Annotated in this window: 16 protein-coding genes and 1 tRNA gene; 7 read left to right on the top strand and 10 right to left on the bottom strand. The window is 57.9% G+C overall.

What is annotated here, in order from left to right:
- Window positions 1–516 precede the first annotated feature (516 nt).
- Window positions 517–1,251: a class I SAM-dependent methyltransferase gene (locus RUESEDTHA_RS12095; protein WP_180887104.1), complete on the top strand. Its 735-nt coding sequence runs from the start codon at window positions 517–519 to the stop codon at window positions 1,249–1,251.
- 136 nt (window positions 1,252–1,387) lie between these two features.
- Here the strand turns inward: RUESEDTHA_RS12095 and RUESEDTHA_RS12090 are convergent.
- Window positions 1,388–1,473 (bottom strand) — tRNA-Leu (locus RUESEDTHA_RS12090).
- A gap of 145 nt (window positions 1,474–1,618) precedes the next feature.
- On the opposite strand from RUESEDTHA_RS12090, the gene RUESEDTHA_RS12085 reads away from it, so the two are divergent.
- Window positions 1,619–2,197, top strand: coding sequence for a YqaA family protein (locus tag RUESEDTHA_RS12085; protein WP_180887103.1), 579 nt, complete (start codon window positions 1,619–1,621; stop codon window positions 2,195–2,197).
- A complete protein-coding gene (locus RUESEDTHA_RS12080; protein ID WP_180887102.1) occupies window positions 2,194–2,661 on the top strand; it encodes a disulfide bond formation protein B in 468 nt (155 codons plus the stop codon). The genes RUESEDTHA_RS12085 and RUESEDTHA_RS12080 overlap by 4 nt, the downstream gene beginning before the upstream one ends.
- On the opposite strand, the gene RUESEDTHA_RS12075 is transcribed toward RUESEDTHA_RS12080, so the two are convergent.
- Window positions 2,658–3,245 carry an HNH endonuclease gene (locus tag RUESEDTHA_RS12075; protein WP_171121524.1) on the bottom strand — a complete coding sequence of 196 codons (588 nt, stop codon included), beginning with the start codon at window positions 3,243–3,245 and terminating at the stop codon, window positions 2,658–2,660. The genes RUESEDTHA_RS12080 and RUESEDTHA_RS12075 overlap by 4 nt on opposite strands.
- Before the next feature lie 213 nt (window positions 3,246–3,458).
- Here RUESEDTHA_RS12075 and RUESEDTHA_RS12070 point away from each other — a divergent pair, with 213 nt between their 5' ends.
- Window positions 3,459–4,064, top strand: coding sequence for a pseudouridine synthase (locus tag RUESEDTHA_RS12070; protein WP_180887101.1), 606 nt, complete (start codon window positions 3,459–3,461; stop codon window positions 4,062–4,064).
- A gap of 31 nt (window positions 4,065–4,095) precedes the next feature.
- A complete protein-coding gene (locus tag RUESEDTHA_RS12065) occupies window positions 4,096–4,527 on the top strand; it encodes a VOC family protein (RefSeq protein WP_180887100.1) in 432 nt (143 codons plus the stop codon).
- Here RUESEDTHA_RS12065 and RUESEDTHA_RS12060 read toward each other — a convergent pair.
- The 4 genes from RUESEDTHA_RS12060 to RUESEDTHA_RS12045 are packed head-to-tail and all read right to left on the bottom strand — an operon-like array spanning window position 4,524 to window position 6,622.
- Window positions 4,524–4,826 carry a putative quinol monooxygenase gene (locus RUESEDTHA_RS12060; protein ID WP_180887099.1) on the bottom strand — a complete coding sequence of 101 codons (303 nt, stop codon included), beginning with the start codon at window positions 4,824–4,826 and terminating at the stop codon, window positions 4,524–4,526. The genes RUESEDTHA_RS12065 and RUESEDTHA_RS12060 overlap by 4 nt on opposite strands.
- Window positions 4,827–4,828: 2 nt before the next feature.
- Window positions 4,829–5,305 (bottom strand): GNAT family N-acetyltransferase, encoded by a 477-nt coding sequence (locus tag RUESEDTHA_RS12055; RefSeq protein ID WP_180887098.1) that lies wholly within the window; start codon window positions 5,303–5,305, stop codon window positions 4,829–4,831.
- 22 nt (window positions 5,306–5,327) lie between these two features.
- A complete protein-coding gene (locus RUESEDTHA_RS12050) occupies window positions 5,328–5,993 on the bottom strand; it encodes an alpha/beta hydrolase (RefSeq protein ID WP_170373640.1) in 666 nt (221 codons plus the stop codon).
- Window positions 5,990–6,622, bottom strand: a complete 633-nt coding sequence (locus tag RUESEDTHA_RS12045) for a DNA-3-methyladenine glycosylase (RefSeq protein ID WP_180887097.1) — start codon at window positions 6,620–6,622, stop codon at window positions 5,990–5,992. The genes RUESEDTHA_RS12050 and RUESEDTHA_RS12045 overlap by 4 nt, the downstream gene beginning before the upstream one ends.
- Before the next feature lie 99 nt (window positions 6,623–6,721).
- On the opposite strand from RUESEDTHA_RS12045, the gene RUESEDTHA_RS12040 reads away from it, so the two are divergent.
- Window positions 6,722–7,948 (top strand): MFS transporter, encoded by a 1,227-nt coding sequence (locus tag RUESEDTHA_RS12040; RefSeq protein WP_180887096.1) that lies wholly within the window; start codon window positions 6,722–6,724, stop codon window positions 7,946–7,948.
- 3 nt (window positions 7,949–7,951) lie between these two features.
- Here RUESEDTHA_RS12040 and RUESEDTHA_RS12035 read toward each other — a convergent pair whose 3' ends face one another.
- Genes RUESEDTHA_RS12035 through cysS form a run of 3 tightly spaced genes read right to left on the bottom strand, consistent with a single transcriptional unit; the run spans window position 7,952 to window position 11,762 of the window.
- Window positions 7,952–8,734 (bottom strand): squalene/phytoene synthase family protein, encoded by a 783-nt coding sequence (locus RUESEDTHA_RS12035; protein ID WP_180887095.1) that lies wholly within the window; start codon window positions 8,732–8,734, stop codon window positions 7,952–7,954.
- Window positions 8,731–10,365 (bottom strand): citramalate synthase, encoded by a 1,635-nt coding sequence (gene cimA, locus RUESEDTHA_RS12030; RefSeq protein WP_180887094.1) that lies wholly within the window; start codon window positions 10,363–10,365, stop codon window positions 8,731–8,733. The genes RUESEDTHA_RS12035 and cimA overlap by 4 nt, the downstream gene beginning before the upstream one ends.
- A complete protein-coding gene (cysS, locus tag RUESEDTHA_RS12025) occupies window positions 10,365–11,762 on the bottom strand; it encodes a cysteine--tRNA ligase (RefSeq protein ID WP_180887093.1) in 1,398 nt (465 codons plus the stop codon). The genes cimA and cysS overlap by 1 nt, the downstream gene beginning before the upstream one ends.
- Window positions 11,763–12,027: 265 nt before the next feature.
- On the opposite strand from cysS, the gene RUESEDTHA_RS12020 reads away from it, so the two are divergent.
- Window positions 12,028–13,215 (top strand): pyridoxal phosphate-dependent aminotransferase, encoded by a 1,188-nt coding sequence (locus RUESEDTHA_RS12020; protein WP_180887092.1) that lies wholly within the window; start codon window positions 12,028–12,030, stop codon window positions 13,213–13,215.
- Between the two features lie 6 nt (window positions 13,216–13,221).
- On the opposite strand, the gene RUESEDTHA_RS12015 is transcribed toward RUESEDTHA_RS12020, so the two are convergent.
- Window positions 13,222–13,749: an outer membrane protein gene (locus RUESEDTHA_RS12015; RefSeq protein WP_180887091.1), complete on the bottom strand. Its 528-nt coding sequence runs from the start codon at window positions 13,747–13,749 to the stop codon at window positions 13,222–13,224.
- Window positions 13,750–14,139 lie beyond the last annotated feature (390 nt).

The following is a 14,139-nucleotide window of genomic DNA, read 5'->3' as shown; positions in this document are numbered from 1 at the left end:
ATTGCCTGCCCCCACATTCAAAGTCCGTTATGGGATGCGGAATTGTCAACCGATTCGTTTGAAACGGCCTGAAAATACCCCCTAACCTCCAGTGTTTTTAACGATTTAGCGCAAGGTGAATGAGAATCTGAACGTCAGAACAGGTGTCCACAAAAAGGAAACAATTATCTCCCTTGGAGCATATTGGCGCCTAAATTTTTCCGTCAGTCATCGCATAGATCTTACTTTTAATCAGCCGTCAACGCGCCCAAATTAAGTACAAATTGATGTCAATTTAGTTGGCGATTATTCAATCCATACGCCTTAAATTTTGACGATCGCTCAAAGATTTGCGACATGTTAGAGACCTATTTGAACAATTGCGGCGGGATTTGCCGAGTGAAACATGCAGGTGAATTAAAAACAGGCCAAAGCTCAATTTGCCCGGCCTGTGAAAATAGAACCGAATTTGCGTTCGCTAAAAACGGATACTCGATTATGCACTGCCCGGCCTGCGGAAACCGTTCGGTTGCAGGCTTGTTTGATCAGGACCACGTCGCGTCAGTTTATGACGACAGCTATTTTTTTGGTGGTGGCGCTGGGTACTCCGATTACCTGAGCGAGGCTCAGTTGTTGCGAGACCAAGGCCGACGATACGGAAAACTCCTGTCCCGCCATTCAAAAAATGGGCGGCTTCTTGAGGTTGGTAGCGCCGCAGGCTTTCTTCAAGCTGGGATGGAGGATGCAGGCTGGGCGACGACAGGCCTGGACCCCAATCAGACGATGGTTTCTCACGCTCGGGACACGCTAGGTCTGAACGCGCTGCAGGGAAGCCTTGAGGACTGCAAGGGTCTAGAACCTTTCAATGCCGTAAGTTTGATACAGGTTATCGGCCACTTTCACGACCTGCCCAAGGCCATGAAATCGGTCGCGGATTTGACGCGGCCAGGCGGTATTTGCGTGATCGAATACTGGCGTCTGGACAGTTGGATGGCCCGGCTGATGGGCAAGCGCTGGCACGAGTATTCGCCCCCAAGCGTCCTGCATTGGTTTTCGCGATCCGGGCTTGATACACTGATGCGGCGCCATTCTTTTTCGGTGATAGATAGCGGCAAACCAAAGAAATACATATCCGCAGGACACGCCGCGTCGTTGCTGGAACACCTTCTTGGCAGCAAGATGCCTGTTAGGCCCCTACGAATGCTGCATCATGACGCGAAAATCCGCTATCCGTCATTTGATCTTGAATGGAGGCTGTATCGCCGCGGGTAACGTTCACGAAACCACCAAGTGGACAGCCGACTGTACGGACACAGCCAAACGCATCGGCGGAAATCGCTTGTCCCGAAGCGCCAAAAAAAGGCTGTCGCATTGCGCAACAAATACACAAACGTCGAAACCGGAATTGTGGTGCCCAAGGAGAGACTCGAACTCTCACGCCCGTGAAGGCGGGGGATTTTGAATCCCCTGCGTCTACCATTCCGCCACTTGGGCCACGGTCACTGAATTATCGCCCATGAACCGGAACGTCCAGAGGCAAAAAACACCCCATCGCCAGATTGTTTTCCTCCGGTAGGTTGACGACACATCTGGCCCGTGATTTTGCTTGAACATCAAACCAACAGGATTTTAGCACCTAATGTTGCGATCGCTTTATGACTGGACCATTCGTCTGGCCGAACATCCGCATGCGCTGTGGGCGCTGGCCGTGGTTGCCTTTATCGAAAGCTCATTTTTTCCGATTCCCCCCGACGTTCTGATGATTCCAATGATCATCGCCCGACCGTCTCGCGCGTGGTTGATCGCGACCGTTGCCTTGGTTGCTTCGGTATTGGGCGGATTGCTGGGTTATGCCATTGGTGCGTTTTTCTATGAAAGCATTGGACAGCCCATTCTTGAATCCATGGGCAAGGCGCACGCCATGGAAGAATTCAACACACGATTCAATGATTTCGGATTCTGGGCCGTTTTGGGCGCGGGCGTAACGCCATTTCCCTACAAGGTCATTACGATCATGTCCGGGTGGACCGGTATGCCCTTGGGCACCTTCATCGCGACGTCTATTCTGGCGCGTGCTTTGCGCTTTTACGTTGTGGCAGGCTTGCTGTGGGGATTCGGAGAACCCATTCGCGCCTTTATCGAAAAGCGCCTTGGCCTCATGTTCACGCTGTTTATCATCCTGCTGTTTGGCGGGTTTATTGCGGTGAAATACCTATGACGCGTCGAAACCTGTATGTCCTGATCGCCGCCGGAGGCTCCGCTGCGCTTTTGCTTGGGGCCTGGGGGTTTCAGTACTTGGGCGGCCTGCCGCCCTGCAAGATGTGCATCTGGCAGCGCTACCCGCATGGGGCGGCCGTTTTGATTGGTGGGTTGGCGCTGGCTCTGCCCCGTAACACGTTGCTTCCGGTATTGGGCGCTCTTGCAGCGATGACAACCGCCGCCATCGGCGTTTTCCACGCAGGCGTCGAGCAGAAATGGTGGGAAGGCCCATCAAGCTGCACTTCAGGAGACATTGGAGGTCTGTCCACACAAGAATTGATGGACCAGATCATGTCTGCCCCATTGGTACGCTGCGACGACATCCCGTGGGAGTTTCTGGGTCTATCCATGGCCGGTTGGAATGCGGCTATCTCGGCTGTGCTGGTTATGATCTGGCTCGCAGCGCGACGCGCCAGCGATTAAAACTCATCCAATTCTGCATCCCAGTACAGAAAATCAATCCAGCTATCGTGCAGGTGGTTTGGCGGGAATTTCCGGCCGATATTCCGAAGCGCCTCGGCGTCCGGTTGACGTGGGGGCTTGCGCAACGCCATCCCGGCCTGACGCAACGATTTTGACCCCTTCTTCAAATTGCAGGGGCTGCACGCTGCCACAACGTTTTGCCAGCTTGTCACGCCACCTGCCGCGCGGGGGACGACGTGGTCAAACGTCAGGTCTCCGCGAGCGCCGCAATATTGGCAACGGAACTCATCCCTCAGAAATAAATTAAAGCGCGTGAAGGCCACGCGCTTTCTGGGTTTTACGTAATCTTTGAGAACAACGACTGAGGGTATTCGGATCTCGGTACTGGGGCTTCGCACGACCTCGTCATATTCAGCGACGATATCCACCCGATCCAACCAGGCCGCCTTGATCGCCTCCTGCCAGGGCCACAATGACAGTGGATAATAGGACAAGGGGCGGTAATCGGCGTTCAAAACCAATGCCGGATGATGCTTTAGCGCACCGGGTTCCCTGACAAATTCGGTTCTGAAGTCTCCATCCATATCAGAATCGCTCCTCGCTCTGCTCTGCCCGTTTTGACATCAGAGCGGGGAACACCCGCCCCGGCCTTAACTCAACTATATATCGTGTTAAAACTCTGACAAGCCCTGAGTTTCCACAATATCTCGGGTATGGGGTAAGCTGCCCAAGTAACAGGCACGTGACAGTTATCCACAGGTTGCGCTGCCTGTGTCGCTCGGGCTATGGCGTGACTTATGTCCTGGTTCATCCGCTTCAACAAACCTTTCGACGTGTTGCCGCAGTTCACCGATCGCGCCAATGCAGATTCGCCGCGCAGCACCTTGTCTGACTTCATTGATTTGCCCGGCGTTTATCCCGCCGGACGATTGGATCGCGATAGCGAAGGGTTGATGCTGCTGACTGACAATGGCCGGTTGCAGGCGCAGATATCCGATCCGCAGCACAAGATGCCCAAAACCTATTGGGTTCAGGTTGAAGGTCTGCCTGATGCCGCGGCGCTGAAAGCCCTGAGGGACGGGGTCGAACTGAAGGACGGTTTGACCCGCCCCGTAAAGGCACGCCTGATAGATGAACCCGACGGGCTGTGGCCGCGCACGCCTCCGATACGGGTTCGTCAGACAGTGCCTGATTGCTGGATCGAATTGACCCTGCGCGAGGGTAAGAACCGGCAGGTCCGCCGGATGACGGCCGCGGTTGGCCACCCAACCCTGCGCTTGATCCGGGCCCGCATCGCAGATTGGACACTTGAGGGGCTGGAACCGGGCCAATGGGACAGCCTGCCTGCACCTACAATCAATGTCGCGCCTCAGCGCAAACGGGACCGCCGCCCGCGCCGGTGACAAAAACCGCGATTTGTGATAGACTTACGCCATGAAAGTCACACCAGACATACCAACCGCACAAGGTGTTCTGGAGGCCGCTCTTTACGTCGATGATCTAGATTCAGCAGAACGGTTCTATGGCGAAATATTGGGGCTGGAGAAAATTCAACGTGTCACCGACCGCCATGTTTTCTACCGCCTCGGTGCATCGGTTCTGCTGATCTTTAATGCGGATGAAACTGAAAAGGCCCCAACGAACCCGGACCTTCCTGTTCCGCCCCACGGGGCACGCGGGCCCGGGCATGTCTGCCTGTCCATGTCACGCGCGCAGATACAAGTGATGCGCAAGCATCTGTTGGACTGGAATGTACCCATTGAGGCCGAGTTCGATTGGCCGAACGGCGCGCGCTCACTCTATATCCGTGACCCGGCCGGAAATTCGGTGGAATTCGCCGAACCTCACCTTTGGGGTCAGACTTAGCGAAGGGGCTGCTTTTCGCCCCCGACGATGCGGCAGATATCGCTAGACTTCACTCCTGCTTCGCCCAATGCCGCCCGAAACGCAGCCATATGCGGAGCGGCAAAGTGCGCCTCGAGTGCGGCTTGGCTTTCCCATTCCTCATACACGCGGAACCGGTTGCTGTGGCCTAGAACCTGACTGAACTCATAGGTAATGCAACCTTCTTCCTTGACCGTTTCCCCCACCATTTCCAAAGCCGCTTTCTCAGCCTTTTCAATACCTTCCGGCGAAACTTCAACTATTCCTGTGACAACCAGCATTCTTAGCCTTTCCTCAATTCAAACCGTTTGGAAATCCGATCCACCGGGGTACCGTCCCTAAGAGGAACACCGTAAGAGACCGAGTAATCCTCAAACCCCATCTTTTCGTAATAACTTAACCCCTGCCGGTTATCGGCCCTTATCGTCGCGTTGATCGCCCGCAGCCCGAGCGCCCCGGCATGTTTCGAAGTCTCGGCAAACAACGCCCGCCCTGCGCCCTTCAAAAGAGGCTCTCGGCGCGTGAATGTGGCGATGTCGGCGCATCCGTCGGGCAGAGCTTCGTTCACACCCAACCATTGAAAGCCGGCGACTTCGCCCTGTTCATCAAGCGCGACATGGCAACAGATCTTGTCCGACCCATCCAAGTAGCTTTGCGTGAATAAGGCCTCGGAATACGGGATTTCATGTGCGGTCGTGCCGCCGATGTCTATGATTTGGTTGAGGATATGGCAGGCAACTGCCACGTCCTCTCGCATCATCGGACGGACCGCGATCACGGGGTCAGAGGCTCAGCTTGTCGCGCATAAAGGCCAGCGCAACGCTGAGGCCGTCGGGCGCGATACCGTGACCAGTGCCTTTCATGACATGGGCGTAGACCTCTTTGAAATCCGCCGCTTGCAGGGCCTCGGCCGCCTCGGGCAGCGATTGCGGAGGCACCACGTCATCGGCATCCCCATGGACAAGCAGGATCGGCATCCGGCTGACGGTTTCGTCCGGCAACAAATCTGGCTCCAGCAGACGGCCCGAGAACGCGACGATCCCCGCGACCGGGTCCTCACGGCGCGGGGCGACGTGCAGGCTCATCATCGTGCCCTGGCTGAACCCGAACAGCACGACCTGCTCGGGCAGCACGTCTTCGTCCACCATCAGCGCGTCGAGGAAGGCGTTGAAGTCGTCGCTTGCCATCTCCATGCCGCGACGCGCTTCTTCCTCGGACGAGCCGTCGATCCACGGGATCGGGAACCACTGAAACCCGTTTGGCATTCCGGGGATCTGTTCCGGCGCATCGGGGGCGACGAACAGCGTGTCGGGCAAATGCTCGCCCAATGGGTCGGCAAGGCCCAACAGATCGGCCCCGTTCGCCCCGTAGCCGTGTACGAACACCACGACCGAGCGTGTGTCGCCCGAAACCGGCTCTTTCCTGAGCGCGTTCAAAACCCGTGTCATCTGATCCCTTCTCTTTGCTTGGCCACCCGGTAATAGGCCCACAACACCCGCGCCGCAACAGACCGCCAAGGCGACCACGCCTCGGCCATTTGTCTCAGTTCTTTGTCGGTCGGACGCTTGGGCAGGTCATAGAGAATACGCGCGGCCTCTTGCAGGGCCAGATCACCGGGCGCGATTACATCCGCGCGACCGAGCGAGAACATCGCGTAGATCTCGGCGGTCCAGACGCCAATGCCCGAAACCTCGGTAAGGATCGCGACAACTTCGTCGTTTGGAGCATCCCGCAACGCTTTGTAATCAATACGTGCCTCGGCCAGCGCGCGGGCATAGCGTATTTTCTGTCGGCTGAGCCCAACTGCCCTAAGATCGTCATCCGTGGCCCACATTATCTTGCGCGGGCCGGTCAGTTTCGCATCCTGCAAGCGTTTCCAGATCGCATTGGCCGAGGCCACGCTGACCTGCTGACTGACAATCGCGCTAAGCAGTTGCGCGAACCCGTCCGGTCGCCGACGCAGAGGCAGCGGCCCCACTTGTTCCAACGCATAGGCCATCCGAGGGCACGCGCCAGCCAACCACACGGCACCCTCGCTGACACAGTCATTGGTTTCGATGATACGTCCGACGGACATGCGCGCTCCGGGGGCTGAGTAATCACGAGCACGTTAGGCTGCTTTGCCGTATATGCAACCCGCTTGTATGCCACGCTTTTCACGGATACGCATAGGCACATGACAATGACCGCCTCTTCCCCAAATGATAGTGTGGCCAAGCGCAACGTCGCTGTACTGGTCGCGGTGCAGGCCGTGCTTGGCGCGCAACTGCCGATTATCTTTATCGTCGCTGGATTGGCGGGGCAGTCTCTGGCAACCAACGCTTGCCTGGCAACACTTCCGATCTCGTTGATCGTGCTGGGGTCAATGCTGACGGCTACGCCGATCTCCGCGATCATGCAACGCTGGGGCCGGCGCGCGGGTTTTCTTTTGGGGGCAACGGCCGGTGCCCTAGGCGGGCTTGTCGGCGCGTATGGGCTGTATCTTGGGTCTTTCCCCGTGTTTCTTTTGGGAAGCCTTCTGACCGGCATCTACATGAGCGCGCACGGCTTCTATCGCTTTGCCGCCGCAGACACGGCCTCGGATGAGTTTCGTCCCAAGGCAATATCATACGTCATGGCAGGTGGTCTGGTTGCAGCAATCATCGGACCTCAGATCGTCAAGCTTACCTCGACGGCATATGTCATCCCTTTTCTCGGTACTTATCTGGCTGTGATTGCTTTGAACGTTGTTGGTTCAGGTCTGTTCTTCTTTCTGGAAACCCCAACCCCTACCATGGCCGAGAAAGGCACGCCCAGGGGCAGAACCCGGCTTGAGATGCTAAAGACGCCGCGCATCGCCGTGGCCGTTATCTGTGCGATGGTGTCCTACGCGCTGATGAACCTTGTCATGACCTCGACCCCGCTGGCTGTCGTAGGCTGCGGATACTCGGCGAATGATGCGGCGGATGTGGTAACCGGTCACGTGTTGGCCATGTATATTCCCAGCTTCTTCACCGGCCAGTTGATCGCACGTTTCGGGGTGGAAAAGATCGTTGCGCTTGGCCTCGCCATTCTGGGCGGTGCGGGTATCGTGGCCTTGCAAGGTGTTGAACTTGAAAACTTCTTTATTGCCCTGATCCTGCTGGGTGTCGGTTGGAATTTCGGCTTTATCGGGGCAACCACGATGCTGGCCGCCTCACACGACGTAAATGAACGCGGTCGGATGCAGGGCCTGAACGACCTGCTGGTGTTCGGCGGTGTGACGTTGGCCTCTTTGTCCTCGGGCGGGTTGATGAACTGTTCGGGCGGGTCCCCGGTTGAGGGGTGGACTGCCGTCAACCTTGCCATGATCCCGCTGTTGACTTTGGCCGGGGGCGCGTTGCTGTGGTTGGTACTGCGCCCGACCGAACCGGAAGCAGCCTGACGGCTACCAGCGCCCTCGGGCGACGTTCCACATCAGTGACAGCCGACGCCGGATTTCACCTTGCGCCAGCGCACCAGCGGCGACGAGATCTGGTTGCGCCATCGCCTGCCGCAACACCCAGTCTGCCTGCCAACCGGCGTACAGGGCCGGACGCGCTTCGTTTGAGACAGCAGATCGCTGAGCGCGGGCAGCGTGAAGTCGTTCCAGTGCCGACTTTGCCAATTGCTGCACCCCGTCCGGTGTTCCATCCAACAGGGGAACACGCCCGCGCGCCTCAAGCTCGGGGATCGCCCGCAACCAGTTCGCGACACCTACGGCATAACCGAAATTGCGCAAAACCTGTTCGTCCGCCTCGCCCAAGGCTTGCGCGGACGCGACCATCAAAGTTCCGGCGCTATGGTTGAAATAGGACTCAAAATGCGCGTGATCCTCAAACGGATCACGGTAGATATCCCAACGCCTTACGGCCACATACTCATCCAACTGAGCCGCCAAATGCGGCGAAAGAATACGGGACAAAGGTGTTACGACATCATGCCTGCGCACCGCCTGCCCCTCGGCAATCTCCTGCAAAGCGTCACGCCACCATTGAAGGCGCATTTCGGCAATCATGGGTTCCTGCGTAACCCAGGGTGCCCGGGCGACTTCGACATTCAACGCGTAGATCGGGAACAGAACGGCCCGTGCTGTGACAGGGGCAGCCATTGCCGCCATGAACCGATCCGGGTCGGCGCGATGCACCAGTGCGGCACAGGCCTTTACGTCATCGTCGAAGGCAACGCTCACTCGGCCACCGCCGTCTGCGGTCCGCAATCGCGAACCAGTTTCCACTGTATCGCATCCAAAAGCGCCTCGAACGAGGCATCGACTATGTTCGCGCTGACGCCCACGGTCGACCAGCGCCGCCCCTGCCCGTCTTCGCTGTCGATGATGACGCGGGTGACAGCCTCGGTCCCGCCTTGCGTGATGCGCACCTTAAAGTCCACCAGCCGCATATCGGCCAACACCTGCGAATATTGCCCAAGATCCTTCGCCAGCGCTTTGGCCAGCGCATTCACCGGCCCCCGGTCGCTGCCATCCTCATCCAGAGACTCGCTAACCGATAGCTTCTTTTCGCCGTCGACCTTCACCACGACCACGGCCTCGGACAGGCTGACCATCTTGTTGTACTTGTTTTTGCGCCGCTCGACCGTGACCTTGTATCGCTTAACCTCAAAGAACGCCGGCAATTGCCCCAGTTCGACCCGCGCCAGCAATTCGAAACTCGCCTGTGCGGTGTCATAGGAATAGCCCTCGGCCTCGCGTTGCTTGATCCGATCAAGGATGCGGCCCAATGCCGGGTCGCCTTTATCCACGGACAACCCCGCCTCGGTCAGGCGTTTTCGCAGGTTCGATTGCCCCGCCTGATTGGACATCGGAATGATCCGCGCATTACCAACCGCGCCCGGGTCCACATGCTCATAGGTCGATGGGTCCTTGAGGATCGCGCTGGCGTGCAACCCTGCTTTATGCGCAAAGGCCGAGGCCCCCACATAGGCCGATTGCTTGCTGGGCACCCGGTTCAGAATATCATCTAGCATCCGGCTGATCCGCGTCAGACCGGCCAGCGCCTGCGCACTGACGCCGATTTCAAACTGCGAGGCATAGGGTTCTTTCAGCAACAAAGTCGGGATCAAAGCGGTCAGGTTCGCATTGCCGCACCGCTCTCCCAGCCCGTTCAGCGTGCCTTGTATCTGGCGTGCGCCCGCGTCCACGGCGGCCAGCGAACAGGCTACCGCGTTTTCCGTATCGTTGTGGGTGTGAATGCCCAACCGGTTGCCCGGCAGCCCTGCGGCAATCACTTCGGCCACAATGCGCGAGACTTCGGCAGGCAGCGCGCCGCCATTGGTATCACACAGCACGACCCACCGCGCGCCTGCCTCCAGCGCCGCCCGGCAGACCTGAACCGCATAGGCGGGATTGTCCTTGTAGCCGTCAAAGAAATGCTCGGCATCGAACAGCGCCTCGCGTCCCTGTGCCACGATATGCGCGACCGAGGCACGGACATTCTCGACATTCTCGTCCAGCGTGATCCCAAGCGCATGGGTCACGTGATAGTCATGCGACTTGCCCACCAGACAGACGGCCTGCGTTCCCGCGTTCATCACGGCGGCAAGAACATCGTCATTTTCGGCAGACCGTCCCGACCGCTTGGTCATCCCAAACGCCGTCAACCGGGCCGAGGTCTTGGGCGCAACCTCGAAAAACGCACTGTCGGTTGGGTTCGCACCCGGCCAGCCGCCCTCAATATAATCCACGCCCAACTCGTCCAGAGCCTTGGCGATCTGCACCTTTTCGGCGGTCGAGAACTGCACTCCCTGGGTCTGCTGCCCGTCGCGCAGCGTGGTGTCGTATAGATAAAGCCGTTCCTTCGACATCACACGCCCTCCAGCTTGGCAGCGTCGAAACCGGCCCCCGGCACCAGCTCCACACCGTCCTTGCTCATCCGCACTTCGAGCCCTGCCGCGACGTAAGCCGACTTGAGCCGGTCCACTTCCGAGAAGTCCTTGCTTTGCATCGCCTCGGCTCGCGCATCGGCCAGGCGCGCCGCATGGCCCGAAAGATCTGCCGAGCCCGTATCGGCCCAATCACCCATCTCAGGCTCCAACAACCCCAGAACCCGCGCACTGGCCAACAGCCCGGCGGCATCACCATCCGATGCCAAACGGTGCAGTTCCGTAAGAGCCCCCGCCGTGTTGAGGTCATCACTCAGCGCCGTGATCACCGAGGGGGCCGCGCTGGCGGCGGGCTCGATGCCCGCTGTCAGCGCCCGCCATTTGCGCAGCGTCGCTTCGGCCTCGCGCGCTTTCTTCTCGGTCCAGTCCATCGGCTTGCGGTAATGCGTTTGCAAGAACACAAACCGGATTACTTCACCCGGCACACCCTGATCCAAAAGATCGTGGACGGTAAAGAAATTGCCCAGCGATTTGGACATCTTCTTACCCTCGACCTGCAACATCTCATTATGCAGCCAGACCCGAGCGAACTCGCCCTCGGGGTGCGCGCAGCAGCTTTGCGCGATCTCGTTTTCATGATGCGGGAACATCAGATCGTTGCCGCCGCCGTGAATGTCGAAACTTTCGCCCAGCAGCTCATAGCTCATGGCCGAGCATTCAATGTGCCACCCCGGACGCCCCCGGCCCCACGGGCTGTCCCAACCGGGCAGCTCATCGCTTGACGGTTTCCACAGCACGAAATCCATCGGGTTCTTCTTGTAGGGCGCAACCTCGACCCGCGCCCCTGCAATCATGTCATCGACCGAGCGACCCGACAACGCACCATAGCGCTCTTTCCAGCTATCCACAGCGAATAGAACATGCCCCTCGGCAGCGTAGGCATGGCCTTTTTCAATCAACCCTTCGATCATCGCGATCATCTGCGGGATATATTCGGTCGCGCGCGGCATCTCGTTCGGCTCAAGCGCACCCAAAGCGCCCATGTCGTGCAGATACCAACCGATCGTCTCGTCCGAGCGCTCCTGCACCAACTGCTCCAACGTCCCTTCAGCCCCGGCCTTTTGACGGGCCAAGGCCGTGGCGTTGATCTTGTCATCTACGTCGGTGAAATTGCGCACATAGGTCACGTGATCCGCGCCATAGACATGGCGCAGCAACCGATACAGCACATCAAACACCACCACTGGCCGCGCATTGCCCAGATGGGCACGGTCATAGACCGTGGGACCACAGACATACATCCGCACATTGTCGGCGCTGATCGGCACGAAATCCTCTTTCGTCCGCGTCCGTGTGTTGTGCAGCTTGATCGTCGTCATCGGTCGGCTCCTCAGAACAGCATGGGCTGTGTCGCGTTGGCGCGGGCATAGCAACTTGTCTCAGGGATGAAAACGAAAGAAACCGGCCCGCTTGAATAATCAGCAGGAAATGCAGCAAATAATGATGCAGGTCATCCGGTTCATGACACCCTGATTATCACGCAGCATCCCTCTCGCCAAGTCCCCACGATCCGGCGGGTATTCGATTGACAATTGAAACGTCCTCTGGCCCTTTCAGCCCAAAAGACCACCGCAGGAGCGTGCCATGAAGCTGTCGCAGCGTATCACTCATCTAACCCCGGGCGGCAACGATGGCTGGGATGTGTTCTATCGTGCGCGCCGGATGATCAGTGAGGGCCACGCCATTACTGAGCTGACTATTGGCGAACATGACATTCGCACCGACCCTTCAATCCTGCAGGCAATGGACCTGTCTGCCCGGCAAGGTCACACCGGTTATGCAATGGTCCCCGGCACAGATTTGTTGCGTGACACCGTCGCGGCCCGTGTTCAGGCCCGCACAGGCGTAACCACCACGCGCCGCAATGTCCTGATCACGCCAGGGGGTCAAGCCGCACTGTTTGCCGCCCATGTTGCGGTCTGCAATCCGGGTGACGTCGGATTGTTTCTCGATCCATACTACGCCACGTATCCCGGTACGATCCGTGGCGCGGGCGCAATTGCCCGACCGGTGCAAACCACCGCAGAAGATGCCTTTCAACCCCGCGCCGAGCGGATCGACGAAGCGGCCGAAGGTGCGGTCTCATTGCTGATCAATACACCCAATAACCCTACCGGGGTGACATATTCCCGGCAGACACTTGAGGAAATCGCCGAGGTTTGCCGCAGGCGTGATCTGTGGCTGATTTCGGACGAGGTCTACGACACTCAGGTTTGGGAGGGCGACCATATCTCTCCGCGGAGCTTGCCTGACATGGTCGAACGGACATTGGTTGTTGGATCGATGTCCAAGTCACATGCGATGACGGGGTCCCGCTGTGGCTGGATAGTCGGCCCCGAGGACGTCATCTCACATCTGATCAATTTGGCAACGCATACCACTTATGGCGTTCCCGGTTTCATACAGGATGCAGCCAGTTTCGCGTTGACGGCTGGCGTGGCAATGGAAGAGGAAATCGCCGCGCCATTTCGCAGGCGACGCGCCAAGGCGGTTGAAATTCTTGCGGCGCAAAACACGGTTGGTCTGGTTCCGGCGCAAGGTGCCATGTACCTGATGCTGGATATCCGCGCCACCGGTCAAAGCGGCGAAGGTTTTGCCAATGCCTTGCTGGATACGCACGCGATCGCGGTCATGCCGGGTGAAAGTTTCGGTGATACTGCTGCGGGGCACATTCGCGTGGCTATGACAATTGACGATGAACGCTTTGCTTCGGCGCTTCAGACAATTTGTAACTTTGCAAGTGAACTGTCCGACCGCCGCGCAGCCGAGTAGCGGTGTTCAGAACCGAAACGTCGTCCGCAGGTTGAACACGTTGGAATCAAGGCCGCCTTCGGAGCGGGTGACATCGTCGAAATTCTGGCGCAGCGCCTCGCCACTGATGACAAAGTTCTCACCGATCGGATAAGCGACGCCAATGCCGTAGACAGCGGCGGTGTCATTATCGACCGTCGAATCCACGCGCGCGGCTCCAACCACGACATACCCCAGCGCGGATCCAAAATCGTATCCACCCCGCAATTTCAGACGTGTCATGCTGTCCAGGCTACCCTCACCCTGCCCTAGATTCAGAGACAAGCGGTTATATTCCAGCTCACCCCCAAGCACGAAGTTCCCGAAATCATGATCGTACCCGACATGAGGACCAAAAGTCAGGTCGCTGCCGCTTGAACCGTTGGGCCCATCTGCGTCGGCATACCCAAAGCTGAAACCGGCATAGGCCCCGCTCCAATCCTCGGCAACTGCCGGGGCAGCGCACGCTATGATCAGAGTGGCGATAAGGGCCGAACGGGGTATCACAACTTTCACCAAAAACCTTCCAATAAGGAATTCGAGAATTTAGTTCACTTTCGCATAAAACTGGGTCGCAATCGTTAACAATCAATTGAGATCACGAACCGCTCTTAAATAAGTGACAGAAGTATAACAGATTTCCCGCGTTTCGGTACAAATTAATAATCTCTTTCGCTTCTTTGATCCGCACCCAAGCATCCATTTCGTTTTTGAACCCCAAAGTCGCAAACAGGACAGAATGTCGCGACCTGTATTGAAAGACTGATAGGCATAAGGTGAGGACCTGCATGCAAAGCGACGTTTGGAAGATCCGTCTGATAAGCCGCACAATAGGAGCGGATCGTGGACGCGCGGCCCGAGGGCGCCCGACGGGGGTGTAACCACATTCACCCCCCTCACGTGCCA

Source organism: Ruegeria sp. THAF57 (assembly GCF_903914075.1).
Taxonomy (GTDB): domain Bacteria; phylum Pseudomonadota; class Alphaproteobacteria; order Rhodobacterales; family Rhodobacteraceae; genus Ruegeria.
The sequence above is the reverse complement of the archived record's forward strand: the minus strand, read 5'-3'. Positions and strand labels throughout refer to the sequence as shown.